Source organism: Microcella frigidaquae (assembly GCF_014200395.1).
GTDB classification, from domain to species: Bacteria; Actinomycetota; Actinomycetes; order Actinomycetales; family Microbacteriaceae; genus Microcella; species Microcella frigidaquae.
In genome coordinates this window covers 310,038-334,921 of record NZ_JACHBS010000001.1, presented here as the reverse complement: position 1 = coordinate 334,921, position 24,884 = coordinate 310,038, and the positions used below count along the sequence as shown (strand labels likewise).

The following is a 24,884-nucleotide window of genomic DNA, read 5'->3' as shown; positions in this document are numbered from 1 at the left end:
AGGTCGTTCAGGCCTAGTTGGACTTCGCGGTGAGCCAGATCGTGACGCCGATCAGGGCTCCGAGACCGAAGATCCAGATGAAGAGGCCCTCCGACACGGGGCCCAGCGAACCGAGGTCCCACCCGCCGACCGAGGGGTTCTCCTCGACGTACAGCAGGTAGGTGATGATGTCGTTCTTCTCCTCGGGCGTGAGGTTGAGGTCGCTGAAGACGGGCATGTTCTGCGGGCCGGTCACCATCGCACCGTAGATGTGCACCGGGTCGACGCCCGCGAGGCCGGGAGCCCACTTGCCCTCGGTCAGTGCGCCACCGGCACCGGCGACGTTGTGGCACATGGCGCAGTTGATGCGGAAGAGCTCCGCGCCATTGGCGGCGTCGCCGTCACCGGCGATGTAGCGGTCGGCAGGAACGGCGGGGCCGGGGGCGAGCTCGGCGACCCACGCGCCCATGGCGTCGATCTGCTCCTGGGTGAACTGCACGGGCTTCTTCTCGGCCTGCGGGCCCGACGCCGCCATCGGCATGCGACCGGTGCCCACCTGGAAGTCGACGGCGAGCGCGCCCGCGCCGATCAGGGTCGGGCCGGCCGCGGTGCCCTGGGCCTGGAGGCCGTGGCAGCTGGCGCAGTTCGCGGCGAAGAGCTTGCCGCCCTCCTCGACCAGCTCGGCGCTGGCGGCACGGGTCTCGGCCGTCGCGGTGGTCGTGGCGAGCGCGTAGGCGCCGCCCGTCGCGAGGAGGCCGACGACGAGCAGAGCGGTGGTCGCGAGCGGGTGCCGGCGACCGACGCGGCGAGCGGATGCGGAGGAGGTAGCCATGGTGCGGTGCGTCTCGATTCTGCGGTTCATTGGAGGACGTAGATGACGAGGAACAGACCGATCCAGACCACGTCAACGAAGTGCCAGTAATAGGAGACCACGATCGCGCTGGTCGCGTCGCGGTGGGTGAAGGTCTTCACGGCATACGCGCGGCCGATCACCAGCAGGAAGGCGATCAGGCCGCCCGTGACGTGGAGGCCGTGGAACCCGGTGGTGAGGTAGAACGCCGATCCGAACGCGTCGGAGTCGAGGCGGACGGCCTCGCTGACGAGGATCGAGTACTCGTACGACTGCCCGGCGATGAAGATCGCGCCGAGCGCGTAGGTCAGGAAGAACCACTCGACCATGCCCCACTGCGTCGGCTTCCAGCCGGTGCGTCGCACCTGCAGCCGCTCGGCTGCGAACACGCCGAACTGGCAGGTGACCGACGACAGCACGAGGATCGTGGTGATCGTCAGGGCGAACGGCACGTTGAACTTCTCGGTGCCGGCCTCCCAGAGCTGCGGGGAGGTCGACCGCAGGGTGAAGTAGATGGCGAACAGGCCGGCGAAGAACATCACCTCGCTTCCCAGCCAGACGATCGTGCCGACGGCGACGACGTTGGGTCGGTTGATCGTGGGTGCGCTGAGCGAGCTCGAAAGCGAGGTACTGGTCACCCGTTCATTATGACCGATGAAACTGATGGTTCGAGCCCGGCGACACCCCCGTTTCGGGCGGGAAAGTAGCATCACAGCATGACGACTCCACCTTCCTGGCCCCGCATCCTCACCCGAATGCTCGATGGCGACGATCTCTCGATCGCCGAGGCGACCTGGGCGATGGAGCAGGTGGTCTCGGGGGAGGCGACGGAGGCCCAGCTGGGCGGCTTCCTGGTCGCACTCCGGGCCAAGGGCGAGACGGTCGACGAGATCGTCGGCTTCCGTGATGCGGCGCTGCGGCATGCCCGCGCGATCGAGATCCCGGCCATGGTGCTCGACATCGTCGGCACCGGGGGAGACCCGTATGGAGCGGTCGTCAACGTCTCGTCGATCGCGTCGATCGTGGTCGCGGCGGCGGGTGTACCGGTGGCGAAGCACGGCAACCGCGCGGCGAGCTCGTCCTCGGGCGCGTCCGATGTGCTGCAGCACCTCGGGGTGGAGATCGACCTGGAGCCGGAGAGCGTGGCGACGGTCTTCGGCGAGGTCGGTCTCACCTACCTCAACGCGGCGGTCTTCCACCCTGGCTTCCGGCACGCGGGCCCGCCCCGGCGTCAGCTGGGCATCGCGACGGTGTTCAACATCCTCGGCCCGCTCTGCAACCCCGCCCGCCCCGAGGCCTCGGCCGTCGGGGTCGCGAGTCTCGACCGGGTGCCCCTCGTCGTGGGCGTCTTCCGTACGCGCGGCGCGACGGCGCTCGTCTACCGCGGCGATGACGGCATCGACAAGATCACGACCACCGGTCACAGCCACATCTGGGAGGTCTCGCGCGGATTCGTGACCGAGCACGACCTGGACCCGCGCGAACTGGGCATTCGCACCGCGCAGATCGAGGAGATCCTGGGCTCGACGCCCGATCACAACGCGAGTCTCGCCCGCGCGGTGCTCGGTGGCGAGCCGGGGCCGGTGCGCGACATCGTGCTGCTGAACGCTGCCGCCGGTCTCGTGTCGTTCCGGCTGGCGGAGGACCCGGACCAGATCCGCCGGCCGCTGCTCGAGCGCCTCGCCGAGCAGCTGACCGTTGCCGAGACGACGATCGACTCGGGCGCCGCCGCGGCGAAGCTCGAGCAGTGGGCGGCGGCGACCGCGCGCTACGCCGGCTGACCGGCGGCGACGAGACCCGGGCCGGGGATCACCTCGAACACCAGTTGCGTCTCGACGTGCCGCACATGCGGCTGCGTCGTGAGGTGGTCGAGCACGAGCTCGCGCAGCGCGGCGGCCGTCGGCACGGCCACGTGCAGCAGGTAGTCGTCAGCACCCGCGACGTGGAACGCCGTCAGGACGTTCGGCAGGGTGCGCACGCCCCGCTCGAACCCGTGCACCTGCTCGCGGCCGTGCGTGCCCAGCCGAACGGTGATGAGCGCCTGCAGGCTGAGGCCGAGGGCGGCCGGGTCGATGTCGGCGCGGAAGGCGCGGATCACTCCGCGCTCGCGGAGCGACCGGAGCCGCTGGGTGCAGGTCGACTCCGCGATGCCCGCGCGCTCGGCGAGCGCCGCATTGGTCAGGCGACCGTTGCGCTCGAGCTCGGCGAGCAGGGCGAGGTCGGTGCCGTCGAGGCGCGCGGCGTCGAGGGATGCGGGGTGCGCGTTCTGCGTCGTGCTCGAGTCGGACATCCCGAAAGCATGAAGGAGACGCGCTAGAAGCGTCAAGCAGCGCGGATTCTTCGTCTATTGCCCTTTTCCGCCGCAGTCTGCGCCACCATGGCTGCATGCTCAGCGACGACGCCTTCGAGACGCGCGCCGTGCACGCGGGGCGCGGTGACCTCGCGGCGCTCGGTGTCCACGCTCTGCCGATCGACCTCTCGACCACGAATCCGCTGCCCGACATCGAGGTCGGCGGAGGCTCGTACGAGTCCATCGCCACCGGAGGGCATCCCACCGAGGGCGGAAACGTCTACGCCCGGCTCTGGAACCCGACCGTGGCCCGGTTCGAGCAGGCCCTCGCCGAGCTGGAGGGCGCCGAGGAGGCCGTCGCATTCGGCACCGGGATGGCGGCGGTCAGTGCGGTGCTGCTCGCGGCGATGAACCGGGGGAGGGGCCGTCACGTCGTGGCCGTGCGCCCGCTGTACGGCGGCACCGACCACCTGCTCGCCTCGAGGCTGCTCGGCACGGAGACGACCTACTGCGCGCCCGACGAGGTCGCCGGGGCGGTGCGCTCCGACACCTGCCTGGTCGTCATGGAGTCGCCCTGCAACCCCACGCTCGAGCTCATCGACATCGCCGCCGTGGTCGCGGCGGCCGGCGACGCGCCGGTCATGGTCGACAACACCTTCGCCACCCCGGTGCTCCAGAACCCGCTCGCGCACGGCGCGGCCCTCGCGCTGCACAGTGCCACCAAGTACATCGGCGGTCACGGCGACGCCATGGGAGGAGTCGTGGCCGGCAGCAGCGAGTGGGCAACGGCCATCCGTCCCGTGCGGGCCATCACGGGCGGGCTGCTGCACCCGCTCGGCGCGTATCTGCTGCACCGCGGCCTGCCGACCCTCGCTCTGCGGGTGCGCGCTCAGCAGGCGACGGCGGGGGAGCTCGCATCGCTGCTGGCCGAGCACTCTGCTGTCGCGCGGGTGCACTACCCGGGCCTGCCGGGGAGCGACCCGCACGGGCTGCTCGGCATGCAGCTGCGCGGACCCGGCGCCATGCTCACTGTCGAGCTCGCGGGCGGGTACGCCGCGGCAGAGCGCTTCATCGGCGCGCTGCGGCTCTTCACGCACGCCGTGTCGCTCGGGGGAGTCGACTCGCTGGTGCAGCATCCCGCATCGCTCACGCACCGCCCGGTGGCGCCGGATGCCCGCCCCGGCGCCGGCGTCGTGCGAATGTCGATCGGCCTGGAGGCCGTGCAGGACCTCCGCCGCGACCTGCACAACGCGCTCGAGGCCGCGCAGCGCTAGCCGGGGCCCGGCGGCCGGCGGCCGGCGGCCGGCGGCCGGCGAGCGGCTAGCTCAGGCTCGCCGCATCGAGGTAGAACCAGCGTCCGCCCTCGCGCACGAACCGGCTGCGCTCACGCTGCGACCCGCGGTCGTCGGGCGAGCGCCAGTAGGCCTGGAACTCGACCGCGCCGCGCCTGTCGAGCGGCCCGCCGGCCGACCGGTCGAGGATGTCGAGGCGGTACCAGCGCACCACGGGGTCGAGCTCGAGCGTCGCCGGACGCGTCGACGGGTGCCAGGTGGCGAGCAGGTAGTCGGCATCGCCGACCGTGAAGGCGCTGAAGCGTGAGCGCATCAGCTGCTCGGCCGTCGGGGCGATCGCGGCCCCGCGGTGCAGGGGCTCGCAGCACTCGGCGAAGGGCAGGCCGCTCAGGCAGGGGCAGCGCACGGTGCCCTCAGGCCGCCGGCGCGCGCAGGATCTTCTCCATGGCCTTGCCTTTGGCCAGTTCGTCGACGAGTTTGTCGAGGTAGCGCACGCGCTGCATGAGCGGCTCCTCGATCTCCTCGACGCGCACGCCGCAGATGACCCCGGTGATGAGGCTCGCGTTCGGGTGAAGGTGGGCGGCGTCGAAGAACTCGGCGAACGTCGTCTGTGCGGCGATGTGCTGCGCGATGGCCGCGTCATCGAAGCCCGTCAGCCACTGGATGACCGCGTCGAGCTCGGCGCGCGTCCGGCCCTTCTTCTCGACCTTCGTCACGTAGAGCGGATACACGGTCGCGAAGGGCATGCGTGCGACGCGGTCGAGGGTGGCGGGTGGGGTGGCCATGGTGGCATGGTAGCCCCGTGCTGGACAGGCGAGGAGGGAGGGACCGCCGATGAAGTACGTGCTGAATGTCATCGACAATGAATCCGGCTCAGGTTCAGTCGACGAGATGGCGGCGATCGACGCCTTCAACGCGCGGCTGCAGAGCGCCGGCCAGCTGATCATGGCGGAGGGTCTGGCGTCACCCCGGGTATCCGCCGTCATCGACAACCGCGGGGGAGCGGGGTCGTCACGCCGGGCCCGCTGCAACACGCCGAGCAGTACGTGTCGGGATTCTGGATCATCGAGGCGCCTGACCGGGATGCGGCGCTCGCGCTCGCGGCCGAGGGGTCGCGTGCCTGCAACCGCGTGGTCGAGCTGCGGCCGTTCTACGGGGGCTAGCGCTCAGCGATCGGTGCGACGGTACGTGCTGCCGTCGGCCGCGCGATCGAGCAGCCCGGCGTCGACCAGGTAGCGGCGCATCGTGACCGGGTCGTCGCTGAGGTCGGCGAGCCGCTCGGTGACCGTGCGCTCGTCGATCACCTCGTCGATGTCGGGTGCTGCCCGGTCGAGCAGGTAGCGCAGCACCAGCTCGCGGTCGGCAGCTCGTGACGGGTAGTGGTCGAGTCGACCATCCACGATGAATCGGTGGAGCCCGGTCGGTCGTTCCACAGGAACGGCGGCGAGGATCTCAGCGAAGCGCTCCGCGCGGAGAACGGGCGCGTCGTCGCGGGTGATCAGCCCGGCCTCGAACAACTGCTGCAGTACTCGGGAGCGGCGCTTCGGCGCGAGCGACTCGAGCGCGGGAGCGGCGTCGCGCTCGGCAAGCAGCAGGCCGAGCACGCGACGAGCGTCTGGGTTGGCGAGTGCGGCGATGACACCGCGCCACGCATTCACGTCGGTAGTCACGGTAGTGACGATAGGTCGGCGGCCGAGAGAACTCCATGACGAGGGAGGGGTCGACGAAGAGTTGTGACGCCCATCGGTCGGCCCCGCATCCGTTCATTCTGACATAATGCAGATTATCGGATACGCGACGCAGACGGAGTGTCGCCGCTCGCCGTCAGCCTGCCGCACTCGGCGGGGCGTACCGGTCGCGGCCGAAGAAGAACCAGATCAAGGGCCCGAAGAACTGGGCGAAGATGACGATCGCGTACCAGCCGACCGCCTCGAGGCCGCTCATCTGCGACGAGCGTCGCGAGATCGACACCAGTGCGGCGACCCAGAAGACCGCCAGGCCACCGATTCCGATCGTCCACAGCAGAATGCCCAGAATCGAGAATCCGTCGATCGCCATGTCGAGAGTCTGTCAGAGAGCGGCCGCTGTGACGCGCATCAGCCGCGGCAGATCGTACGGCTCGAAGGGTTCGCCCAGACGCAGCAGCTCGTCGGCCGTGAACCAGCCGTGGCGGGTCATGTCGACATGCTCCGACTCGGTCCAGTTCGTCGACACCGGATCGAAGCGCTCGCACGGCACCAGGTAGTACTCGGCGTGGCCCTGGTCGTGGTCGGCCTCGTCCCAGGCGACATCGAAGTCGAGGCTCCAGATCGGCTCGCCAACGGTGTCGACGACGAGCCCGGTCTCCTCGAACAGTTCGCGGATCGCCGCCTGCTCGTGGGTCTCCCCCGGGTCGACTCCCCCGCCGGGGGTGATCCAGCGGGCGAAACGCGTCGAGTCGGGTGCGGCCGTGAAGAACAGCAGGGCCGCCCCGGTCGCATCCATGAGAACGATCCGGGATGTCCGCCGCAGGCCCGGCGTCGGGGCCACTGCCCTACTCCCCCGCGCCTAGGAGCCCGACGTCGCCGGGTACTCGGTGAAGTACGACACGTCGCCCACGAGCCGCGTGTTGTCGGCGGGAACCGGGTCGACGGCGGCCTGGGCGACCTCGGCGGCGAACTCGCTCACGTTGTAGAGCTTGCCGGCGGCCTCCTTGCGGGCATCGATGGCACCGGGAGCGGCGCGCTCGAGCAGGGTCGCCGTGATGGTGCCCTCGATCATGTCGCCGGAGACCACGGTGAACCCGATGCCCTTCGCCTCGAGGGTCGGGATGAGGTCGCGGAGGGCATCCTCGCCGGCCCGCTTCGAGAGAGCGACGGGCTCGTACTCGGGCATCGTCGGCACGGTGCGGATGAAGTGGGCCTGGTGGCTGGTGACGAACACGATGCGCGAGCCCTCGTGCAGCAGCGGCAGCGCCTTCGTCAGCACGTTCACCTGGGCGTCGCGGTTGAGCCGCAGCGCGTAGTCCTCGCCCATGCCGGCCTCCATGCCGCCGGAGGCATTGAGCACGAGGATGTCGAGGGCGCCGAAGCGCTCGCGCACAGCATCCATCATCGATTCGACGGAAGCGGGGTCGGTGAGGTCGGCGCCGATCGCGAGACCCTGCGTGCCGTTCGCCTCGAGCTCGGCGAGCAGCTTCTCAGCCCGCGGCGCCTTCGAGCGGTAGTTGATGACGACGTTCGCGCCGGCGGCGGCGAAGTAGCGCACGGTGTCGGCGCCGATGCCGCGGGAGGAGCCGGTGACGAGGGCGGTCTTGCCGGCGAGCGAGCCGGGCTGCAGGGGGCTGTTCACGACTCCCGACCCTACCGCGGATGCCCGCCGTGTCGGGCGCCCGGGGGCGTCGGGGGCCGGTGATAGCGTGAGCATCAGTCGACCCAGGAAGGCGCCGATGCCCGACCTCACCCAGTACCTCTGGATCATCTGGCTGGTCTTCGTGCTCGTGTGCGTGATCATCGAGCTGCTGACGCTCGAGTTCACCTTCCTCATGATCGGCGCCGGCAGCCTCATCGGCGGTCTCGGCGTGAACCTCGCCGGCGGCCCGTGGTGGCTGCAGATCGGCGCGGCGGCCATCGTCTCGGCCCTGCTGCTGTTCACGATCAGGCCGCTGCTGCTGAAGACGCTGCGGCGCGGCGCCGATGAGCGCGGCGCGCGCACCAACGTCGACGCCCTGCAGGGCATGCAGGGGCGCGTGACAGCCGATTTCTCCGGCGACACCGGCTACGTGCGGCTCGCCAACGGCGAGACCTGGACGGCCAGGCTCGCCCCCGAGCATGAGACCACCACCCTGCGCGAGGGCGATCGCGTCGTCGTCACGCGCATCGACGGAGCGACCGCCGAGGTCGCCCCGCATGAGAGGAGCACCACGTCGTGATCAGCCTCACCGACTTCGTCGGGCAAGTCTTCACGGTCGGCCTGCTGGTCGTCCTCGGCATCTTCGTCGTCGTCGTCATCCTGCGCTCGATCCGCATCGTGCCGCAGGCGTACGCCGGCGTCGTCGAGCGCCTCGGGCGCTACCACAAGACCCTCCAGCCGGGCCTCAACCTCCTCGTGCCCTTCATCGATCGGCTGCGGCCGCTCGTCGACATGCGCGAGCAGGTCGTGTCGTTCCCGCCGCAGCCCGTGATCACCGAGGACAACCTCGTCGTCTCGATCGACACGGTCGTCTACTTCCAGGTGACGGATGCCCGTGCCGCGACCTACGAGATCGCGAACTACCTCGCCGCCGTCGAGCAGCTCACCGTCACGACGCTGCGCAACGTCGTGGGTGGCCTCAACCTCGAGGAGGCGCTGACGAGCCGCGACAACATCAACGGCCAGCTGCGCGTCGTGCTCGACGAGGCGACGGGCAAGTGGGGCATCCGCGTCAACCGCGTGGAGCTCAAGGCCATCGACCCGCCTGCAAGCATCCAGGACTCGATGGAGAAGCAGATGCGCGCCGAGCGCGACCGCCGCGCGGCGATCCTCACCGCGGAGGGCACCAAGCAGTCGCAGATCCTCGAGGCGGAGGGGCGACGCCAGGCCGAGATCCTCAAGGCCGAGGGCGACGCGAAGGCGCAGGTGCTGCGCGCGCAGGCTGAGGCTGAGGCGATCCAGACCGTCTTCGACGCCATTCACAAGGGCGACCCCGACTCGAAGCTGCTCGCCTACCAGTACCTGCAGACGCTGCCGAAGCTCGCCGAGGGCGCCTCGAACAAGATGTGGATCATCCCGAGCGAGCTCACCGAGGCGCTCAAGGGCATCACGAACGGCTTCGGGCTCGGGCCCTCCGCCGGTCGTGCGCCCGGCGGCGAGTCGCGCACCGAGCCGATCGTGCCGGGGGCGACCTCCTAGGTGCGGTCGGAGGCGGCTGAGGCGTACTTCTCCCCCGCGCTCCCCCGCGTGCTCGCGCACCGGGGGCTCGCGGTCGACGCGCCCGAGAACACCCTCCTGGCCTTCGCGCACGCGCTCGCGATCGGGGTCGAGCATCTCGAGACCGACGTGCATGCGAGCCGCGATGGCGTCGCGGTGATCGCCCACGACGCCGACCTCGATCGCGTCGCGGGCATCCCGGGGCGGGTCGGTGAGCTCACGGCGGCCGAGCTCGCGCAGGTGCCGCTCGGTGAGGGGCAGGGTTTCCCCACGCTCGCCGAGGCGCTCGAGGCCTTCCCGGAGGCGCGCTTCAACATCGACCTCAAGAGCGCGGAGGCGGTCGCGCCCGCGGTCGACGCGGTGCGGCAGCTGCGTGCCGAGCATCGCGTGCTGCTGACGTCGTTCAGCGAACGGCGGCGCGCCGCGGCCCTGCGCCTGCTGCCGGAGGTCGCGACGAGCGCCTCGGCGCCGCGGTTCGCCGCGGCCCTGCTCGCCGCGCGCCTCGGCGCCGTGCCGCTCGTGCGCGCGGCCCTCGCGGGCGTGCACGCGGTGCAGATGCCCGAGCGCGCGCTCGGCGGCGAGACGACCGCTCCCCGCGTGCTGCGGGCCTTCCGCGCCGCGGGCGTCGAGGTGCACGTCTGGACGGTCAACGATCCCGCGACGATGGGCACGCTGCTCGACCGCGGCGTCGACGGCATCGTCACCGACCGCGCGGATCTCGCGCTCGAGGTGCTGCGCTCCCGCACCTAGCGATTCTGTACCCCGGTGACGTGAATCGGGGGACACTGGCAAAGGTCTGGGAAAGCCGCTCTCGCACTCGCCGACGCGGGCGGAAAGGTCTATACCTTTTCATGGAAACGCGACGCGGAAGGGGTGCATCATGGCCGATCGAACGCTCCGGGGCATGCGCCTCGGCTCGCAGAGCATGCAGAGCGAAGAGGGTGTCGAGTTCGCCTCCCGGCAGCGTGCGCAGTACCGCACGAGCGACGGCGAGACCTTCGAGGTCGTCTTCGCCGCCGACGCGGAACTGCCCGAGACGTGGGAGTCGCCGAAGTCGGGCCGCGAGGGCGTGCTGCTCTCGCCCGACGGCACTCCCGTCGACATCGAGCAGGGTGAGGTCAAGGCCGCGCGCACCCACTGGGACATGCTGCTCGAGCGCCGCACCATCGCCGAGCTGGAAGAGCTGCTCGAGGAGCGCCTGCAGCTGCTGCGCCAGCGCCGCGGCACCGACGAGCGCCTCGGCGCGTAACGCTCCCCGCGCATTCAACTCCCCCGGCCGCGGCTCTCGCCCGTGCCCCCACGTGACGAGCGCCTAGGCTCGAGGATCATGGCGCTCCCCCAGCACGACACCCTCGTCAGCTACCCCGACGGCGCGATCGCCTCCACCGGCACCGTCGTGCACGTCGAACTCCTCGTGGACGGCCGTTCGGCCGTCATCCTCGACCGCACGGCGCTGCACCCCGTCGATACCGCGTGGCCCGACCAGCCGGCCGACCGCGGAGAGCTGCGCCTGGCCGACCGCGCGCTGCCCGTCGTCGACGCCGTCATGGGCGGCGTGCACGACGGCGCGCTGCTGCTCGGGCGCGACCTGCCGGTGCGCACCGGCACCGAGGGGTGGGTCTTCGTCGTCGCCCACGTCATCGAGGGCGAGCCGCCCGGCGAGGGCGAGGTCGTCGAGGTCGTCGTCGACGCCGAGCTGCGTGCGGCGCTGTGTGCGGGGCACACGGCCTGCCACCTCGCCTCGCTCGCGCTCGACGGCGCGCTCGCCGACGCCTGGACGAAGGATGCCCCGCGCGACGCGCTCGGGCATCCGGCGTTCGACCAGCTCGCGATCGTGACCTCGCGCATCCACGAGCACGGTTCGATCGACACCTACCGCATCGGCAAGTCGCTGCGTCGGAAGGGCTTCGCGCCCGCGGCGCTCGACGCGCTCGCGGCGGTCGAGGAGCGCGCGAACGTCGCGCTCGCGACCTGGGTCGCCGCGGGCGGCGCGGTACGCATCGAACGCGACGACGAGGTGATCACGGCACGCCGGACCTGGGTGTGCGCGCTGCCCGAGGGCGAGGTGCGCATACCCTGCGGCGGCACCCACGTCGATGACCTTGCCGTGTTCGCGAGCCTGAAGGTCGCGCTCGAGCGGTGCGAGGTCGAGGGCGGGCTCGAGCTCGTCATGACGACGACGGCGACGATGCGCTGACCGCGCGCCGCACGCGACTCGACGCGGCGGCGCTCCGACGCGGCGGCGCTCAGACGCGCGACGTCGACGGCAGCGGTTCGTGGCCGAGTCGCGCGCTCATGCCCCACGCGGTGACGCGCCACAGCGCCTCGGCGACGATGCCGGCGTGCATCTTCGAGCGGCCCGTGGCGCGCTCGACGAAGGCGATCGGGTGCTCCAGGATGCGGCCGCCCGCCCGCTCGAGCCGCCAGGCGAGCTCGACCTGGAAGCAGTAGCCGTGCGACGACACGACCGAGCCGTCGAGGCCCGCGAGCACGGCGGCGCGGTAGACGCGGAATCCGGCCGTGAGGTCCTGCACGCGCGAGCGCAGCATCCACCGGGCGTAGGCGTTGCCGCTGCGCGAGATCGCGCGCCGCAGCCACGGCCAGTTCACGACCGCGCCGCCCGGCACCCAGCGCGAGCCGATGACCAGGTCAGCGCCCTCGCGCTCGGCGAGCGCGAGCATCGCCGGCAGCTCGGCGGGGTCGTGCGAGCCGTCGGCGTCGATCTCGACGACGAAGCGGTAGCCGCGCTCGAGCGCGATCGCGAAGCCCGCGAGGTAGGCGGCGCCGAGGCCCGCCTTGCCCGGGCGGTGCAGCACGCTCACCCCCGGGTCGGCGGCGGCGAGCTCGTCGGCGATCGCGCCGGTGCCGTCGGGGGAGGCGTCATCGACGACGAGCACGTCGGCGTCGGGCACGGCGACGCGAATGCGCGCGAGAACGCCGCGGATGCTCTCGGCCTCGTTGTACGTCGGCAGCACGACGAGCGCGCTCGCGCCGGTCGCGCTCACGCTCGCCGCCCCCGCGTGCCGCGCACCGCGAGGCCGGCGAGCAGGAGGGCCGAGGCGCCGAGCAGGCAGACGAACCACTCGAGGGTGCGGCCGAGGGCGTGCGCGGGCGTGATGACGTCGCTCAGCGGCACTTCCTGCACCATGACGCCCGGCTCGAAGCGGGGCAGCTCGTCGATCGTCGACCCGTCGGGCGCGATGATCGCGCTCGAGCCGACCGTCGAGGCCTGCACGACGCTGCGCCCCGACTCGATGGCACGCAGGCGGGCGATCGAGAGCTGCTGCAGGGCCTGGTCGGTGCGCCCGAAGTCGGCGTTGTTCGTCGGCGCGAAGAGCACCGTCGCGCCCTCGTCGATCATGCGCGCGAGGAGGTCGTCGTCGACGATGTCGTAGCAGATCGCGACGCCCGCGATCACTCCGTCGAGCTCGAGCACGGTGTCGCGCTGGCCGATCGAGTAGTCGCGCGGCACGAGGTCGAAGAGATCGGGGGCGAGCGGGTAGAAGAACTCGCGCTCGGGCAGGTACTCGGCGAACGGCACGGGATGGATCTTGTCGTACTGGTCGACCGCGCCCTCGCCCTCCCGCCACAGCAGCACCGAGTTGAACGTCTCGTCGCCGTCGGCGGTGATCGTGCCGACCACGACCGGCGCGCCCAGTCGGGTCGACACCGAGTCGAGCGCCGCTGCCGCGTAGTCGGATCGCAGCGGGTCGAGGTCGGAGCTGTTCTCGGGCCACACCACGACGTCGAGCGGCTCGTCGAGCTCGTAGAGCGGCAGCGTCGCGTCGAGGTGGTCCTGCAGGATGTCGCCCGGCTCGTACTGCGCGAACAGCCCCGTCTGGGAGTTGCCCTGCACCGCGCCCACGCGCACGGTGCCGCTCGTGACCGTCGGGAACGCCGGCCAGACGAGCATCGTCGCCGCGAGGCCCGAGACGAGCACGGCGCGCGACGCGACGGGCGTGCGCCGCTCGATCGCGACGGCCGCGAGCACCGCAGCGAGGAGGGCCAGGAGGAAGCTGAGCCCGGACATGCCGATCCACGCGGCCCAGTGCGCGAGCGGGCCCTCCGACTGCGAGATCGCGAGCCTCCCCCACGCGAAGCCGCCCCACGGCCACACGTTCGAGATGCCCTCGCGCGCCGTCCACAGCCCCGCGATCGCGACGGGGGTGAGCAGCAGGCGGCCGGCGACGCCGGGGAAGGCCACGGGCATCCACCGCCAGGCGAGCGCGATCGGCACGGCGCCGAGCGCGACGAAGAAGACCTGCGCGAGCGTCAGCGCGAGCCACGGCACGATGCCGAGGTACACCGTCAGCCACTCGATGAGCACGCCGTAGAAGGTGAAGCCGGCGACCGCACCGACGAGCAGGGCGCCGCCGATCGAGCGGCCGCGCAGGCTCCACAGCACGAGCGCGGTGCCGACGATCGTCAGCGGCCACCAGCCGCGGTCGGGGAACCCGAGATCCATCGTCCAGCCGCCGAGGGCGGCGGCGAGCAGGGCGACGCCGAGTCGCGGCCCGGCCGGGGCGGGCGCGGCGAGCGCGAGCGGCGGGGCGGCGAGTGACGGTCCGGCCTCGCGCGGGCGGGTGGGAGCATCCATCACGGTTCGATCCTAGAGGGCGCGAACGGGCGGATGCTCACGCCACCGAGCTGTAGGCGACGATGCCGCGGCGCACCGCGTCGAGGGCTCGGCGCGCCGTGCGCCCCACCGGCCCGTCGGCGACGAGCGACATCTGGTCGAGGAGGTCGATCGTCTGCTTGCACCAGCGCACGAAGTCGCCCGCGGCGAGGCCGGACTCGCGCAGCACGACCTCGAGGCTCTTGCCGCTCGCCCACTGGTGCATGGGCAGCGCGAGCGTCGTCGCGAGCGGGTCGGAGCCGGGCAGGCGGTGCTCGCGCTCCAGGTCGTCGAGCTCGGCCCACAGCAGCTGGGTGCGCTCGAGCGCGATGCGGAACGGGCCGCGCGGCAGGGCGTACTCGGGGGCCTGCCCGTCATCGCGCCGGGCCTCGAACACGATCGCGCACGCCATCGCGGCGAGGGCGGGGGCGTCGAGGTCGTTCCAGTAGCCGCGGCGCAGGCTCTCGGCCACGAGCAGGTCGCGCTCGCCGTAGATGCGCCGCAGCGCGCGGCCGTCGGCGGTGAGGCCCGTGCGACCGTGCTCGTCCTTCTCGAGGTAGCCGAGCTCGCCGAGCACCTCGGTGACGCGGTCGAAGACCTGCGCGACGGCGCCCGTGCGACCGCGGATCTGCCGGCTCACCTTGTCGCTCTCGCGCTTGAGACGCCACCAGCGCTCGGCCCAGCGGGCGTGCGCCTCGCGGTCGGCGCAGCCGTGGCAGGGGTGCTTGCGCATGCGCCGCCGCACGCCCTCGATCTGCCGCTGCCGACGATCGCGCTCGGCGCGACCGCCCTGCTCGCCCACCCGGGCGCGCTCGCGCTCGAGGTCGCTGAGCTCGCGGCGCAGCGCCGAGTACTCTGTGAAGTCGCCGAGGTGGCACTGCATGCTGCGGGCGTAGCCCTCGAGCGACTCCTGCTGCTTGCGCACGGTGCGGGCGAGGTCGACGACGGCGCGGTCGGCCTGGAACTGCGCGAACGAGCTCTCCAGGATCTCGCGCGTGCGCTGGCGCCCGAACTGCTCGATGAGGTTGACGGCCATGTTGTACGTGGGCCGGAAGCTCGAGTTCAGCGGGTACGTGCGGCGGGAGGCGAGGCTCGCGACGGCCTGCGGGTCGAGCCCGCCCGTCCACTGGATGACGGCGTGGCCCTCGACGTCGATGCCGCGGCGGCCGGCGCGGCCGGTGAGCTGCGTGTACTCCCCCGGCGTGATCGGCACGCGCGCCTCGCCGTTGAACTTCTCCAGCTTCTCGAGCACGACCGTGCGCGCGGGCATGTTGATGCCGAGCGCGAGCGTCTCGGTCGCGAAGACGACCTTGAGCAGCTTCCGCTGGAAGAGCTCCTCGACGACCTCCTTGAAGGCCGGCAGCAGCCCCGCGTGGTGCGCGGCGACGCCGCGCTGCAGGCCGTCGAGCCACTCCCAGTAGCCGAGCACGGCGAGGTCGTCGTCGCGCAGCGTGCGGCAGCGCTCCTCGACGATCTGGCGGATCTCCTCGCGCTCCCACGACTCAGTGAGTTTGATGCCCGAGCGCAGCAGCTGGCGCACCGCGCCGTCGCAGCCGGCGCGGGAGAAGATGAAGAAGATCGCCGGCAGCAGGTTGCGCTGCGCGAGCAGCATCGCCACCTCGGCGCGCTCCAGGCGGCCGTCGCCGCCCGGCCGCTTCTCCCACCGCCGAGGGTGGTGCTGGCGGCCGCGGTGCGGCGTGTGCCCGCCCGCGCGGGCGAGCTGCACGAGCTCGGGGTTGACACGGTTCGTCGCCGCCTGCCCGCTGGAGTCGAAGAGATCGACGAGCTTCGAGCGCACGAGCACATGCTGCTCGAGCGGCACCGGTCGGGTCTCGCTGACGATCACGTCGGTGTCGCCGCGCACGGCCTGCAGCCAGTCGCCGAACTCCTCGGCGTTCGACACGGTCGCGCTGAGCGAGATCAGGCGCACCGGCAGCGGCAGGTGGATGATCACTTCCTCCCACACGGCACCGCGGAAGCGGTCGGCGAGGTAGTGCACCTCGTCCATGACGACGTACTGCAGGTCGGTGAGCAGCGCCGAGTCGGCGTAGAGCATGTTGCGCAGCACCTCGGTCGTCATGACGACGATGCGCGCGGTCGCGTTGATGTTGGTGTCGCCCGTGAGCAGGCCGACCTCGCTCGGCCCGTACTGGGCGACGAGCTCGTTGTACTTCTGGTTGCTGAGCGCCTTCATCGGCGCCGTGTAGAAGATCTTCGCCCGCGGGTCGAACATCGCCAGGAAGACGGCGAACTCGGCCACGATCGTCTTGCCGGCACCGGTGGGCGCCGCCACCAGCACGCTGCGACCCTGCTCGAGCGCCGCGCAGGCCGCCTGCTGGAAAGGGTCGAGCTCGATGCTCAGCGTGTCGCGGAAGGCCCGGAGGCGGGGCAGCCTCTGCAGCGCGCGCTGCGCGGCGTAGCGCTCGGCCGGGCTGGGGCCCGCATCCGCCCCGCTGCGACCCGCCGCGTCAGTCATCGACGCGGATGCCGTACTCGGCGTTCATCGCCGCCTCGCGCTTGGCGACCCGCTTGTCGTGCAGTACCGCGACGGCGGCGGCGGCGAAGTACAGGCCGATCATCGGGATCGCGAGCAGCACCATCGACAGCACATCGGCGGCGGGCGTCGCGATCGCGGTGAAGGTCGCGACCCCGAGGATCGCCCAGCGCCACGCCTTCAGGATGCCCTCCCCGGTGATGACGCGCGCGAAGTTGAGTGCGACGAGAACGACCGGGAAGAGGAACCCGAGGCCGATCGCGAGGATGAACTTGATCGCGAAGTCGAGGTAGATGCGCGCACTGAGCAGGGTGGCCGACTCGCCGAATGCGAAGCTTGTCAGCAGGATCACGATGTTCGGGAAGACGAACCAGGCGGCGAGGGTGCCCCCGATGAAGAGCGGCACCGCCGCGGCGAGGAATCCGATGGCGAAGCGCTTCTCGCGCTGATGCAGGGCGGGCACGATGAACGCCCACAACTGGTAGAGCCAGATCGGCGACGAGGCGACGACGCCGACGAGGAACATGATGAGCAGGCGCGTATCGAACGCCTCCCCGATGGTCGTGTAGGCGAGCGTCGCGTCGCGGTCCTGCGCCTCGGCGACCGCGAGAACGGGAGCGCTCAGCGCGGCCCAGACGTAGTCGACGGCCCACCACGCGGGGATCGAGAAGAGCACGATCGCCAGCGCCGCGATCGAGATGCGCTTGCGCAACTCGACCAGGTGCTGCCCGAGGGTCATGCGGCCCTCGGGATTCCGGGGCCGCGGGGCGCGGCCGGCCACGGGCTACTTCGAGGTGGAGGAGTCGGTGCCCTCGGCCGTGGGCGCGGGGTCGGCGGCCGACTCGGCGGGAGCGTCGCCATCCTTGCTGGCCTTGATCTCCTTCTTGAAGATCGTCATCGACTGGCCGAGGCTGCGCGCGAGCTGCGGGAGCTTCGGCGCGGCGAACAGGAGGATCACCACGAGGAGCAGGATGAGGCCGGTCCAGCCTCCGAGATTCGCGGGCATCGATCGTCCTTCCGTCAACGGATCCGGTGGGGAGAGTCTAGCGGGCGGCGATTCGAGTCTCCTGCGCCCCGCGCGCGGTTCTCAGGCTCCCCTAGGCCGGGTCGGCGCCCTGCGCGGCGATCGCGGCGCGCGCCCAGTCGAGCACCGCGCTTCGTGCGCTGGGCGGGCCGAGGATCTCGACCGCACCGGCGACCCGCGCGGCGACGCGCCCGAGGATGCCGGGGTGCGCGATGCGGAGCGACACGATCGCACGGTCGCCCTCGATGCGCACCGGGTCGTCGGCGCCGCGGTAGTCGGCGAGCAGCGGCAGCGCGGTCACCGGCAGCGCGAGCTCGACCAGCTCGTCGTCGGCGTCACCCTGGAACAGGGCATCGTCGGCCGTCTCCGAGATGTGGCTCTCGGCGCTGCCGAGAACGTCGACGCTCGCGACACGGTCGAGCAGGAAGGTGCGCTCGGCGTCGCGGGTGAGGCACCAGCCGCGGAGGTACCAGGCGTCGTCGACGCCCTCGACCCGGATCGGGTCGACCTCGCGCACCTGGCGCTCGCCGCGGGTCGTGACGTAGTCGATGCGCACGCGCCGACCGGCCGCGACCGCGTCGACGAGGATGCCGTGGATACCGGGCTGCGCCCCCGGCCGCACCGCGAGGGCCGCGGGCGCGTCGGTCGCCCCGCGCGCCAGCTTGGCCATCAGTTCGAGGATGTCGACTCGCGCTGCGAACGCGGGCAGCGCCGCGACCCGCTGCAGGCCCGCCAGCAGGGCAGCGGCCTCCCTGGCAGAGAAGCGGGGGCGCTCCTCCATCGGTGCCGCGCGGAACCGGATGATGTCGCGCTCCTCGAAGTTGTCCCAGTCGATGTCGAAGAGCGTCTCGTGCGTGTAGGTGCCGTCGGCGCCGGGCGTTCCGCTCATGGCGATGAGCGTCACGGCCTTGCGCATCTGCTCGGGGGTGGTGCCGAAGTGCTCGGCGGCCTCGGCGACCGTCACCCGCACCTGGTCGATGAGGTACGGCACGAGCGAGAGCAGGAATGCGAGCTTGTCGGGGGCGCCCAGCGCCGCTGCGCGCTCAGCCATGGGCGGCCACCACCCTCTGCCAGCGGGTGAGCACCGCATCGCGGAGCGCCGGCGGCTCGAGCACGACCACGTCGGCGCCGAAGGCGGCGAGCTCGTCAGCCAGGATGTCGAGGTCGGTGGTGCGCACGACGAGAGCGGCGTCGCCGCCCTGCTCCCCCGCGGTCTCCTCCGTTCCCGCACGGTTGCGCAGCACCACGTCGGCCTCGCTGCCGGGGCGCGGCCGAACGCGGGCGGTCGTCGCCCGCCACAGGCGGGCCAGCTCGTCCAGCACGCGCGGCGCGACCGTCGGATCGGTGCGCCGGCTGACGGGGCTCTTCAGGGTCGTGACCGGGCCGACGATGCGGCGCAGCAGGAAGGTGCGCGGAGCATCCACCCCGTCATCGTGCCCGTGGAGGTGCCAGCGACCCTCGTGGTAGACGAGCGCGAGCGGCGACACGAGGCGCTCCTCAGCCACCGCGACACCCGGCTTCAGGTACGGGAACGTGACCTGGAGGCCGCGATCGATCGCCGCCTGGAGGGGCTCGTGGGCGTCATCCCGAGTGCGGATGCGCGGGGCGACGCCGATGACCGTGTCGTCGATGCGCACGCCGAGGCCCTGCAGCTTCGTCAGCGCACGCCGCGTGTCGGCCGAGAGCGAGCCCTCGCGCCAGACCTGGCCGGCCAGGCGCAGCAGCGCGTACTCCTCCGGGGTGAAGGTGATGTCGTCGGGCAGCTGGTAGCGGTCGGGCGGGATGCGGTACCGCTGCAGCTTCGTGTCGCCCTCGGCCCCCGGCGCGTCGATGGTCTCGAGCGGCACACCCAGGTCGCGCAGCTCCTCCTTGTCGCGCTCGAACTGGCGCTCGAGGTTCGAGCGGTCGGCCTGCGACGCGTACCGGTGCGCGTAGCCGGTGACGGTCGACAGGATCTCGGACTTGGTCAGCCCCTGCTCGGTCGCGAGCAGCGCCAGCACGAGGCTGAACAGGCGCTCCTCGACGGGGACCTTGCGCGGCGGTGCCGCCACGGTGGGTTAGCCCTCGACCCCGAGGATGTCGACGACGAACACCATCGTCGAGCCGTCGGGGATCGTCGCCGGCGCCTGGCCGGCCGGGTAGCCGAGCTCGGGCGGGATCACCACGATCACCTGCGAGCCCACGGTCTTGCCGACCAGCCCCTGGGCGAGGCCCGGGACGATGCCGGCCGGGTCATCCTCGAAGCTCGCGATCGGGAAGGTCGCGGGCGCCCCGCGCTCCCAGCTCGAGTCGAAGACGGTGCGGGTCGACCAGAGCAGGCCGGTGTAGTGGAGAACGGCGCGGTCGCCCTCCTCCAGAGCGGCACCCTGGCCGAGCACGAGCGTGTGCGCGCGGAGCTCGGTGGGCGGCTCCTCGTTGGGGATCGTCACGCCGGGGACGCCGTCGGGCGTGGTCACGACCGCGGGGATTCCCGAGGCGCCGAGCTGCGGGATGCCCGTCGCCCGGCCCAGGTAGGCGGCCTGCACGTCGACCACCAGGACGACAGCGTCGTTGTTGCCGAGGCCCAGCGAGGGGTCGAGCGTGTCGGGCCCGAAGACGTCGGTGATCGTGCCCGTCACCGCGATGCGCGAGCCGACCTGAGCGCACTGCACCGCCTCGGCCAGCAGGTCGAGCTCGGCGCCGGCCGTGCGCCGCAGCGGCGCCTCCGCCGGGTCGTAGGAGCTCGCCGTGATCAGCTCGCCGTTCTCGCCGTTGAACAGGCTGACCTGGAAGTCGACGATCTGCCCGCGGGCGATCGGGTCGCCCTCGCCGGCGTCGATCACGGCCTGCTGGGCGCCGTCGGTCTCCAGCGGGGTCGGGAAGTCGACATCCGGCTCCGAGCCGAACGCGCCGCTGGCCTCGACGTACCCGGCCGAGGTGCCGGTCGGCACCACGGGAGTGCAGGCTCCCGTGGTGCCGACCGGCGCGGTGCAGGCGGCGAGCGTGCCGACGAGAGCCGTCGACAGCAGGAGAGCAGAGGCGGTGCGCACGGAGCGTCGGGGGGTCGCGTTCACGTCCCTCAGCCTAACGTGCGGCGCGCCGACTTCTCGGCCAGCGACTGCGCCTCGCGGGCCGCCTTCCGCAGCCGCTTCGCGCTCGCCATGCGGTCGCCGACCGCGCCCGGCGTCCACAGCTCGACGTCCTCGTCGCCGTACTCGGTCTTCGAGCCGCGCTTCGCCTTGATGAACCGTCCCGCGCCGTCGGCCAGCCGTCGCGCGATGAGCAGGAAGCCGGTGTGCGCGACCATGCGGTGGTCGGGGCGCACCGACAGGCCGTCGACGTTCCACCCCCGCACCATGGTCTCGGTCGACAGCGGCTCGGTGAACGTCTCCGTCAGACGGATGGCCTCCGCCACCCGCGACAGCTGCGTGGCCGTGGCGACGTACACGAGCAGCACTCCCCCGGGCGTGAGCGCCTCGGCCACCGCGTCGAGGCACTCCCAGGGCGCGAGCATGTCGAGCACGGCGCGGTCGGCGGTGCCGGCGGGCACGATCTCGGGCAGCGCATCCTGCAGATCACCGAGCGTGATCGTCCAGTTCTCGGGCCGCGCGCCGACGTAGGCGCTGACGTTGCCTTCGGCGATCTGCGCGAACTCCTCGCGGCGCTCGAACGAGAACAGGTGGCCGGTCTCGCCGATCGCGCGCAGCAGCCACATGCTGAGCGCCCCCGAGCCGACGCCGGCCTCGATCACGCGCGCGCCGGGGAAGATGTCGGCCTGGGCGAGGATCTGCGCGGCATCCTTCGGGTAGATGATCGCCGCGCCGCGGGGCATCGACATGACGAAGTCGGTCAGCAGCGGGCGCAGCGCGAGGTAGGCGACACCCTGCGAGTTCTCGATCACGCTGCCGTCGGGCAGGCCGATGATCGATGCGTGCTCGAGCACGCCGCGGTGGCTGTGGAAGGCCTTGCCCGGCTCGAGGGTGATCGTGTTCAGCCGGCCCTTCGGGTCGGTCAGCTGCACCTGGTCGCCCTCGACGAAGGGGCCGGACTGGCGTCGACGGGTCATGGTGATGCTCCTGTGGCTCGGTGGTGGTGGCGCTCGAGCGCGGCGCCCAGATCGGCGACCGTGCGGCCCGCGAGGGTCGGCCAGAGCTCGTGCGTCGGCCCCTCCGGCAGCGCCAGATGCAGTGGCACCCCGATCGCCGCGGCGCCCGAGGCGATCGCCGAGGTGAGCCCGAACTGGCTGTCCTCGATCGCGACGCAGTCGGCGATGCTCACGCCGAGGCGCTCGGCGGCGAGCAGGTAGGGCTGCGGGTGCGGCTTGGGGTGCTCGACGTCGTCACCCGCGATGACGACCGCGAACGCGCCGTGGCCGACGGCCTCCGCGATCTGCAGCGCCATGCGCCGGATCGACATGGTCACGAGGCCGATGGGGATGCCCGCATCCCGAAGCTGCGCGATCAGCTCTCGGGCTCCGGGCCGCCAGGGCAGCTCGTCGGCCACCTGCTCCATGACCCGGTCGGTGAGGGCCTCGATGATCGCGTCGATGCCGAGCGCGACCCCGGCGTCCTGCAGGATGCGCGCCGACTGCGCCAGCCCCGAGCCGACCAGCTGCATGCCCTGCTCGCGGCTCCAGGTGCCGCCGTGGGCGGTGACGAGCTCGTGCTCGGCGACCATCCAGTACGGCTCGGTGTCGACGATCGTGCCATCCATGTCCCAGAGAACGGCGGCGGGGGTCGGAGCGGTCACGACGAGCGAGTCTAGTTGCGTTCTATCCTGGGGCGACCCCGCGCACCGAACCGGCGGGGTCGGAGGGGTGACCGGGTGACGACGAGCGATCTGTTCCGCGACGGGCGGCTGCTGGTGGTCGCCTTCGAGGGCTGGAACGACGCCGGCGAGGCCGCGAGCGGCGCCGTGCGCGCCCTCAAGGACGTGCTCGATGTCGAACCGATCGCCGACATCGACCCGGAGGACTACTACGACTTCCAGCTGATCCGCCCGCATGTGGAGTTCGACGAGGAGGGTCGGCGCCGGCTGCGCTGGCCGGGGGTCACGCTGTACGGCCCGGTCGGCGATGACGGGATGCCCCGCTCGGGCGCGCTCGAGCCCGAGCTCGACGCCGCGCGGGCGGCGGCCGCCGGCCTCGACGTCTCCGGCGCCAACCACGAGAACATCTACTTGCTGCTCGGGGCAGAGCCCTCGCGCGGCTGGCGCACCTTCGCGACCGAGACGATCGACCAGGCGCTCGCCGCCGACATCACCGGCGTGATCCTGCTCGGCGCGCTGCTCGCCGACGTGCCTCACTCGCGCCCCATCGCCGTGCACGTGTCGAGCGAGAACCCGCAGGTGCGTGAGGAACTCGACGTCGAGCGCAGCAGTTACGAGGGGCCCGTGGGCATCCTCAGCGTGATCGCGGCGATGGCCGAGGAGGTCGGGATCCCGACGATCTCGCTGTGGGCATCCGTGCCCCACTACGTGCACAACGCGCCCTCGCCCAAGGCGACGCTCGCCCTGCTCGACAAGCTCGAGGAGCTCGTCGACGTCGTCATCCCTCGCGGCGACCTGCTCGACGAGGCGCGCGAGTGGGAGGAGGGCATCGACGCCCTCGCCGCCGACGACGACGAGATGCGCTCGTACATCGACCAGCTCGAGCGCGCCCGCGACGCGGTCGAGGCCCCGGAGGCGAGCGGCGAGGCGATCGCGCAGGAGTTCGAGCGCTACCTGCGCAAGCGCGACGACGAGCCGGGTGAGGGGCCCGGCGCCGGCTGAGGCTTGCCGACGCGTCCCGGCCGCGGCTCGGTGTCGCGCCACCCCGGTACTTCGCGGCGCACCTCGGCGTGTCGCCCGAGCTGCGCGGCGTGTCGCGCCGACTAGCCAACGTGAGCGACACCCGACGCCGATTCGTCGAGTGCTGATCTCCACAACTCAGGAGTTGAGACTTGGCGCCGGCCGCGACACGCCGGTAGAGCATCCGAAAGCCGTATCGGGAGTCGCCGTCTCCTGAATTGTGGACAAGAGGCCGGGATGCTCGCAGCGCGCCGAACGCCTACCGACCAGCTCGCGCTAACCGGTCGGAGTCAGCAGCGGCTGGACGGTCAGGTAGAAAACCATGAAGAGGCCGATGCCGAGAGCGATTCCGCCCCCGATTCGAGCCTGCAAGACCTGAGATGGGGCGAGCGCTCGCTCTTCGTTCTTGTGCTGTCCGAAGGCCCGAAAGAGGGAAGCGTTGAACCTGGTGACCGATCGCGGAGAGATCAAGGAGACGAGGCCGAGTGCGATGAAGACGATCGTCACAAGCCACACGAGGTAGAGGGGCGCCACCAGGTCACTCACGAGCCACTCCTCACTTTCGCGGTACCTCAGTATGGGGGGCGCGTCGAAACCAGGCAGGCTTCGCCGGACTTGAGCGCGACTCTCGTGGCGTTGTCGGCACCGGCGCCGATCCCCACAACTCAGGAGTCGCGTGACTCCACGGTCCGCGACACGCCGGTGGAGCATCCTGAAGCCGCATCGGCGCGCGCCATCTCCTGAATTGTGGAGATGCGCGGATGATCGCGCGGGGTCGCCCGCGAGCGCAAGTCGCGCTACAGCGGGTCGAGCACGCCGGTCGAGAGCAGCACGAGCAGAGTGCCGCCGAGCAGCAGCCGGTAGATCACGAAGGGCAGGAACGAGCGCTTCGAGATGTAGGCCATGAGTCCGGCGATGACGGCGAGACCGACGCCGAAGGCGACGACCGTCGCCGCCGCGATCTCGACCCAGCCGAACGGGCTCGAGCCGGGCTCGCGGATCGCCGTGACGAGCTCGTAGAGGCCGCTACCGAACACCGCGGGAATCGCGAGCAGGAAGGCGTAGCGCGCCGCGGCCGGGCGGGTATAGCCGAGAGCGAGCCCCATGGTCGTCGTCGCTCCCGAGCGCGAGACCCCCGGGATCAGCGCGAGCATCTGCGCGAGCCCGTACGCGAGGCCGTGCGGGTACGTCAGGTCGGTCAGCTCGCGCGTGCGGCGACCGAGCCAGTCGGCGAGGCCGAGCAGCACGCCGAAGACGATGAGCACGATGGCGACGAGCCAGAGCGAGCGGAAGGTGTCCCGGATGTACTCCTGCGCGAGGTAGCCGACGATGACGATCGGCAGCGTGCCGATGATGATGAGCCATCCCATGCGCACGTCGGGGTCGTTGCGCGGCACGCCCCGCTCACCGCCTGCGGCGTGCGAGCCCGACCGCGGCCCGAACGACCGCAACCACTTGCCGATGATCCGGGTGATGTCCTTCCAGAAGTAGAGCAGCACCGCGAGCTCGGTGCCGAGCTGCGTGATGGCGGTGAACGTCGCCCCCGGGTCGGTGGCGCTCGGCAGGAACTCCCCCGCGATGCGCAGGTGCGCGCTCGATGAGATCGGCAGGAACTCGGTGAGGCCCTGGATGAGGCCGAGGATGATCGCGTCGAGCAGGTTCATGGGGCGGGGTTCTCCTGTGCGGC

At 71.5% G+C, this 24,884-nt stretch carries 29 protein-coding genes; 8 read left to right on the top strand and 21 right to left on the bottom strand.

Features of this window, described 5'->3' with window-relative positions:
• Positions 1–13: 13 nt before the first annotated feature.
• The gene (qcrC, locus tag BJ959_RS01600) at positions 14–811 is read right to left on the bottom strand and encodes a cytochrome bc1 complex diheme cytochrome c subunit (RefSeq protein WP_153981022.1); all 798 of its coding nucleotides are present in this window, start codon (positions 809–811) and stop codon (positions 14–16) included.
• 26 nt (positions 812–837) lie between these two features.
• On the bottom strand, positions 838–1,467 hold the full coding sequence (gene ctaE / locus BJ959_RS01595; RefSeq protein WP_341799831.1) for an aa3-type cytochrome oxidase subunit III: 630 nt from the start codon (positions 1,465–1,467) through the stop codon (positions 838–840).
• Between the two features lie 78 nt (positions 1,468–1,545).
• Between ctaE and trpD the strand changes: the two genes are divergently transcribed.
• Positions 1,546–2,610, top strand: a complete 1,065-nt coding sequence (gene trpD, locus BJ959_RS01590) for an anthranilate phosphoribosyltransferase (RefSeq protein WP_153981024.1) — start codon at positions 1,546–1,548, stop codon at positions 2,608–2,610.
• Here trpD and BJ959_RS01585 read toward each other — a convergent pair.
• Positions 2,598–3,119 (bottom strand): Lrp/AsnC family transcriptional regulator, encoded by a 522-nt coding sequence (locus BJ959_RS01585; protein ID WP_153981025.1) that lies wholly within the window; start codon positions 3,117–3,119, stop codon positions 2,598–2,600. The two genes, trpD and BJ959_RS01585, sit on opposite strands and share 13 nt — an antisense overlap.
• A 95-nt stretch (positions 3,120–3,214) precedes the next feature.
• Between BJ959_RS01585 and BJ959_RS01580 the strand changes: the two genes are divergently transcribed.
• Complete coding sequence (locus BJ959_RS01580) at positions 3,215–4,393, top strand: trans-sulfuration enzyme family protein (RefSeq protein ID WP_153981026.1); 1,179 nt, start codon at positions 3,215–3,217, stop codon at positions 4,391–4,393.
• 46 nt (positions 4,394–4,439) lie between these two features.
• Here the strand turns inward: BJ959_RS01580 and BJ959_RS01575 are convergent, their stop codons facing one another.
• The 6 genes from BJ959_RS01575 to BJ959_RS01545 all read right to left on the bottom strand — a co-directional run bounded on the left by BJ959_RS01575 (position 4,440) and on the right by BJ959_RS01545 (position 7,741).
• Positions 4,440–4,817 (bottom strand): YchJ family metal-binding protein, encoded by a 378-nt coding sequence (locus BJ959_RS01575; RefSeq protein ID WP_183321819.1) that lies wholly within the window; start codon positions 4,815–4,817, stop codon positions 4,440–4,442.
• Between the two features lie 7 nt (positions 4,818–4,824).
• Positions 4,825–5,196, bottom strand: coding sequence for a DUF2200 domain-containing protein (locus BJ959_RS01570; protein WP_183321818.1), 372 nt, complete (start codon positions 5,194–5,196; stop codon positions 4,825–4,827).
• A gap of 381 nt (positions 5,197–5,577) precedes the next feature.
• Entirely contained in the window at positions 5,578–6,081 is a 504-nt protein-coding gene (locus tag BJ959_RS01560; RefSeq protein WP_165878967.1) for a DUF2087 domain-containing protein, read from the bottom strand.
• Between the two features lie 154 nt (positions 6,082–6,235).
• Positions 6,236–6,469: a PLDc N-terminal domain-containing protein gene (locus BJ959_RS01555; RefSeq protein ID WP_153981029.1), complete on the bottom strand. Its 234-nt coding sequence runs from the start codon at positions 6,467–6,469 to the stop codon at positions 6,236–6,238.
• A 12-nt stretch (positions 6,470–6,481) separates the two neighbouring features.
• Positions 6,482–6,940 (bottom strand): NUDIX domain-containing protein, encoded by a 459-nt coding sequence (locus tag BJ959_RS01550; protein ID WP_153981030.1) that lies wholly within the window; start codon positions 6,938–6,940, stop codon positions 6,482–6,484.
• Between the two features lie 18 nt (positions 6,941–6,958).
• On the bottom strand, positions 6,959–7,741 hold the full coding sequence (locus BJ959_RS01545; RefSeq protein ID WP_153981031.1) for an SDR family oxidoreductase: 783 nt from the start codon (positions 7,739–7,741) through the stop codon (positions 6,959–6,961).
• 97 nt (positions 7,742–7,838) lie between these two features.
• Between BJ959_RS01545 and BJ959_RS01540 the strand changes: the two genes are divergently transcribed.
• The 5 genes from BJ959_RS01540 to BJ959_RS01520 all read left to right on the top strand — a co-directional run bounded on the left by BJ959_RS01540 (position 7,839) and on the right by BJ959_RS01520 (position 11,495).
• Positions 7,839–8,321 carry an NfeD family protein gene (locus BJ959_RS01540; protein ID WP_153981032.1) on the top strand — a complete coding sequence of 161 codons (483 nt, stop codon included), beginning with the start codon at positions 7,839–7,841 and terminating at the stop codon, positions 8,319–8,321.
• The gene (locus tag BJ959_RS01535) at positions 8,318–9,280 is read left to right on the top strand and encodes an SPFH domain-containing protein (RefSeq protein WP_153981033.1); all 963 of its coding nucleotides are present in this window, start codon (positions 8,318–8,320) and stop codon (positions 9,278–9,280) included. The genes BJ959_RS01540 and BJ959_RS01535 overlap by 4 nt, the downstream gene beginning before the upstream one ends.
• Positions 9,281–10,048, top strand: a complete 768-nt coding sequence (locus tag BJ959_RS01530; protein WP_153981034.1) for a glycerophosphodiester phosphodiesterase family protein — start codon at positions 9,281–9,283, stop codon at positions 10,046–10,048.
• A 130-nt stretch (positions 10,049–10,178) separates the two neighbouring features.
• Entirely contained in the window at positions 10,179–10,547 is a 369-nt protein-coding gene (locus tag BJ959_RS01525) for an RNA polymerase-binding protein RbpA (RefSeq protein ID WP_153981035.1), read from the top strand.
• Between the two features lie 78 nt (positions 10,548–10,625).
• Positions 10,626–11,495, top strand: a complete 870-nt coding sequence (locus BJ959_RS01520; protein ID WP_153981036.1) for an alanyl-tRNA editing protein — start codon at positions 10,626–10,628, stop codon at positions 11,493–11,495.
• A 49-nt stretch (positions 11,496–11,544) separates the two neighbouring features.
• On the opposite strand, the gene BJ959_RS01515 is transcribed toward BJ959_RS01520, so the two are convergent.
• The 10 genes from BJ959_RS01515 to BJ959_RS01470 form a co-directional block, all read right to left on the bottom strand.
• Positions 11,545–12,303, bottom strand: a complete 759-nt coding sequence (locus tag BJ959_RS01515) for a glycosyltransferase (protein WP_153981037.1) — start codon at positions 12,301–12,303, stop codon at positions 11,545–11,547.
• The gene (gene lnt, locus BJ959_RS01510) at positions 12,300–13,895 is read right to left on the bottom strand and encodes an apolipoprotein N-acyltransferase (protein ID WP_153981038.1); all 1,596 of its coding nucleotides are present in this window, start codon (positions 13,893–13,895) and stop codon (positions 12,300–12,302) included. Before lnt ends, BJ959_RS01515 begins: the two co-directional genes overlap by 4 nt.
• 37 nt (positions 13,896–13,932) lie before the next feature.
• On the bottom strand, positions 13,933–16,389 hold the full coding sequence (locus tag BJ959_RS01505) for a DEAD/DEAH box helicase (protein ID WP_153981039.1): 2,457 nt from the start codon (positions 16,387–16,389) through the stop codon (positions 13,933–13,935).
• Positions 16,382–17,188, bottom strand: coding sequence for a twin-arginine translocase subunit TatC (tatC, locus tag BJ959_RS01500; RefSeq protein ID WP_341799832.1), 807 nt, complete (start codon positions 17,186–17,188; stop codon positions 16,382–16,384). Before tatC ends, BJ959_RS01505 begins: the two co-directional genes overlap by 8 nt.
• Positions 17,189–17,191: 3 nt before the next feature.
• Positions 17,192–17,413, bottom strand: a complete 222-nt coding sequence (locus tag BJ959_RS01495; protein ID WP_153981040.1) for a twin-arginine translocase TatA/TatE family subunit — start codon at positions 17,411–17,413, stop codon at positions 17,192–17,194.
• Between the two features lie 91 nt (positions 17,414–17,504).
• Positions 17,505–18,482, bottom strand: a complete 978-nt coding sequence (locus tag BJ959_RS01490) for a helix-turn-helix transcriptional regulator (RefSeq protein WP_153981041.1) — start codon at positions 18,480–18,482, stop codon at positions 17,505–17,507.
• The gene (locus tag BJ959_RS01485; protein WP_153981042.1) at positions 18,475–19,482 is read right to left on the bottom strand and encodes a WYL domain-containing protein; all 1,008 of its coding nucleotides are present in this window, start codon (positions 19,480–19,482) and stop codon (positions 18,475–18,477) included. Before BJ959_RS01485 ends, BJ959_RS01490 begins: the two co-directional genes overlap by 8 nt.
• Positions 19,483–19,488: 6 nt before the next feature.
• Positions 19,489–20,484, bottom strand: a complete 996-nt coding sequence (locus tag BJ959_RS12920; RefSeq protein WP_165878968.1) for an FKBP-type peptidyl-prolyl cis-trans isomerase — start codon at positions 20,482–20,484, stop codon at positions 19,489–19,491.
• A 5-nt stretch (positions 20,485–20,489) separates the two neighbouring features.
• Positions 20,490–21,476 (bottom strand): tRNA (adenine-N1)-methyltransferase, encoded by a 987-nt coding sequence (locus tag BJ959_RS01475; protein ID WP_153981044.1) that lies wholly within the window; start codon positions 21,474–21,476, stop codon positions 20,490–20,492.
• Positions 21,473–22,159 carry an HAD-IA family hydrolase gene (locus BJ959_RS01470; RefSeq protein WP_153981045.1) on the bottom strand — a complete coding sequence of 229 codons (687 nt, stop codon included), beginning with the start codon at positions 22,157–22,159 and terminating at the stop codon, positions 21,473–21,475. The genes BJ959_RS01475 and BJ959_RS01470 overlap by 4 nt, the downstream gene beginning before the upstream one ends.
• Before the next feature lie 75 nt (positions 22,160–22,234).
• On the opposite strand from BJ959_RS01470, the gene BJ959_RS01465 reads away from it, so the two are divergent.
• Complete coding sequence (locus BJ959_RS01465; protein WP_153981046.1) at positions 22,235–23,179, top strand: PAC2 family protein; 945 nt, start codon at positions 22,235–22,237, stop codon at positions 23,177–23,179.
• A gap of 294 nt (positions 23,180–23,473) precedes the next feature.
• On the opposite strand, the gene BJ959_RS01460 is transcribed toward BJ959_RS01465, so the two are convergent.
• Together BJ959_RS01460 and BJ959_RS01455 are read right to left on the bottom strand one after the other, a co-directional pair.
• Positions 23,474–23,743, bottom strand: coding sequence for a DUF6199 family natural product biosynthesis protein (locus tag BJ959_RS01460; RefSeq protein WP_153981047.1), 270 nt, complete (start codon positions 23,741–23,743; stop codon positions 23,474–23,476).
• A gap of 251 nt (positions 23,744–23,994) precedes the next feature.
• The gene (locus tag BJ959_RS01455) at positions 23,995–24,861 is read right to left on the bottom strand and encodes an undecaprenyl-diphosphate phosphatase (RefSeq protein WP_153981048.1); all 867 of its coding nucleotides are present in this window, start codon (positions 24,859–24,861) and stop codon (positions 23,995–23,997) included.
• Positions 24,862–24,884 lie beyond the last annotated feature (23 nt).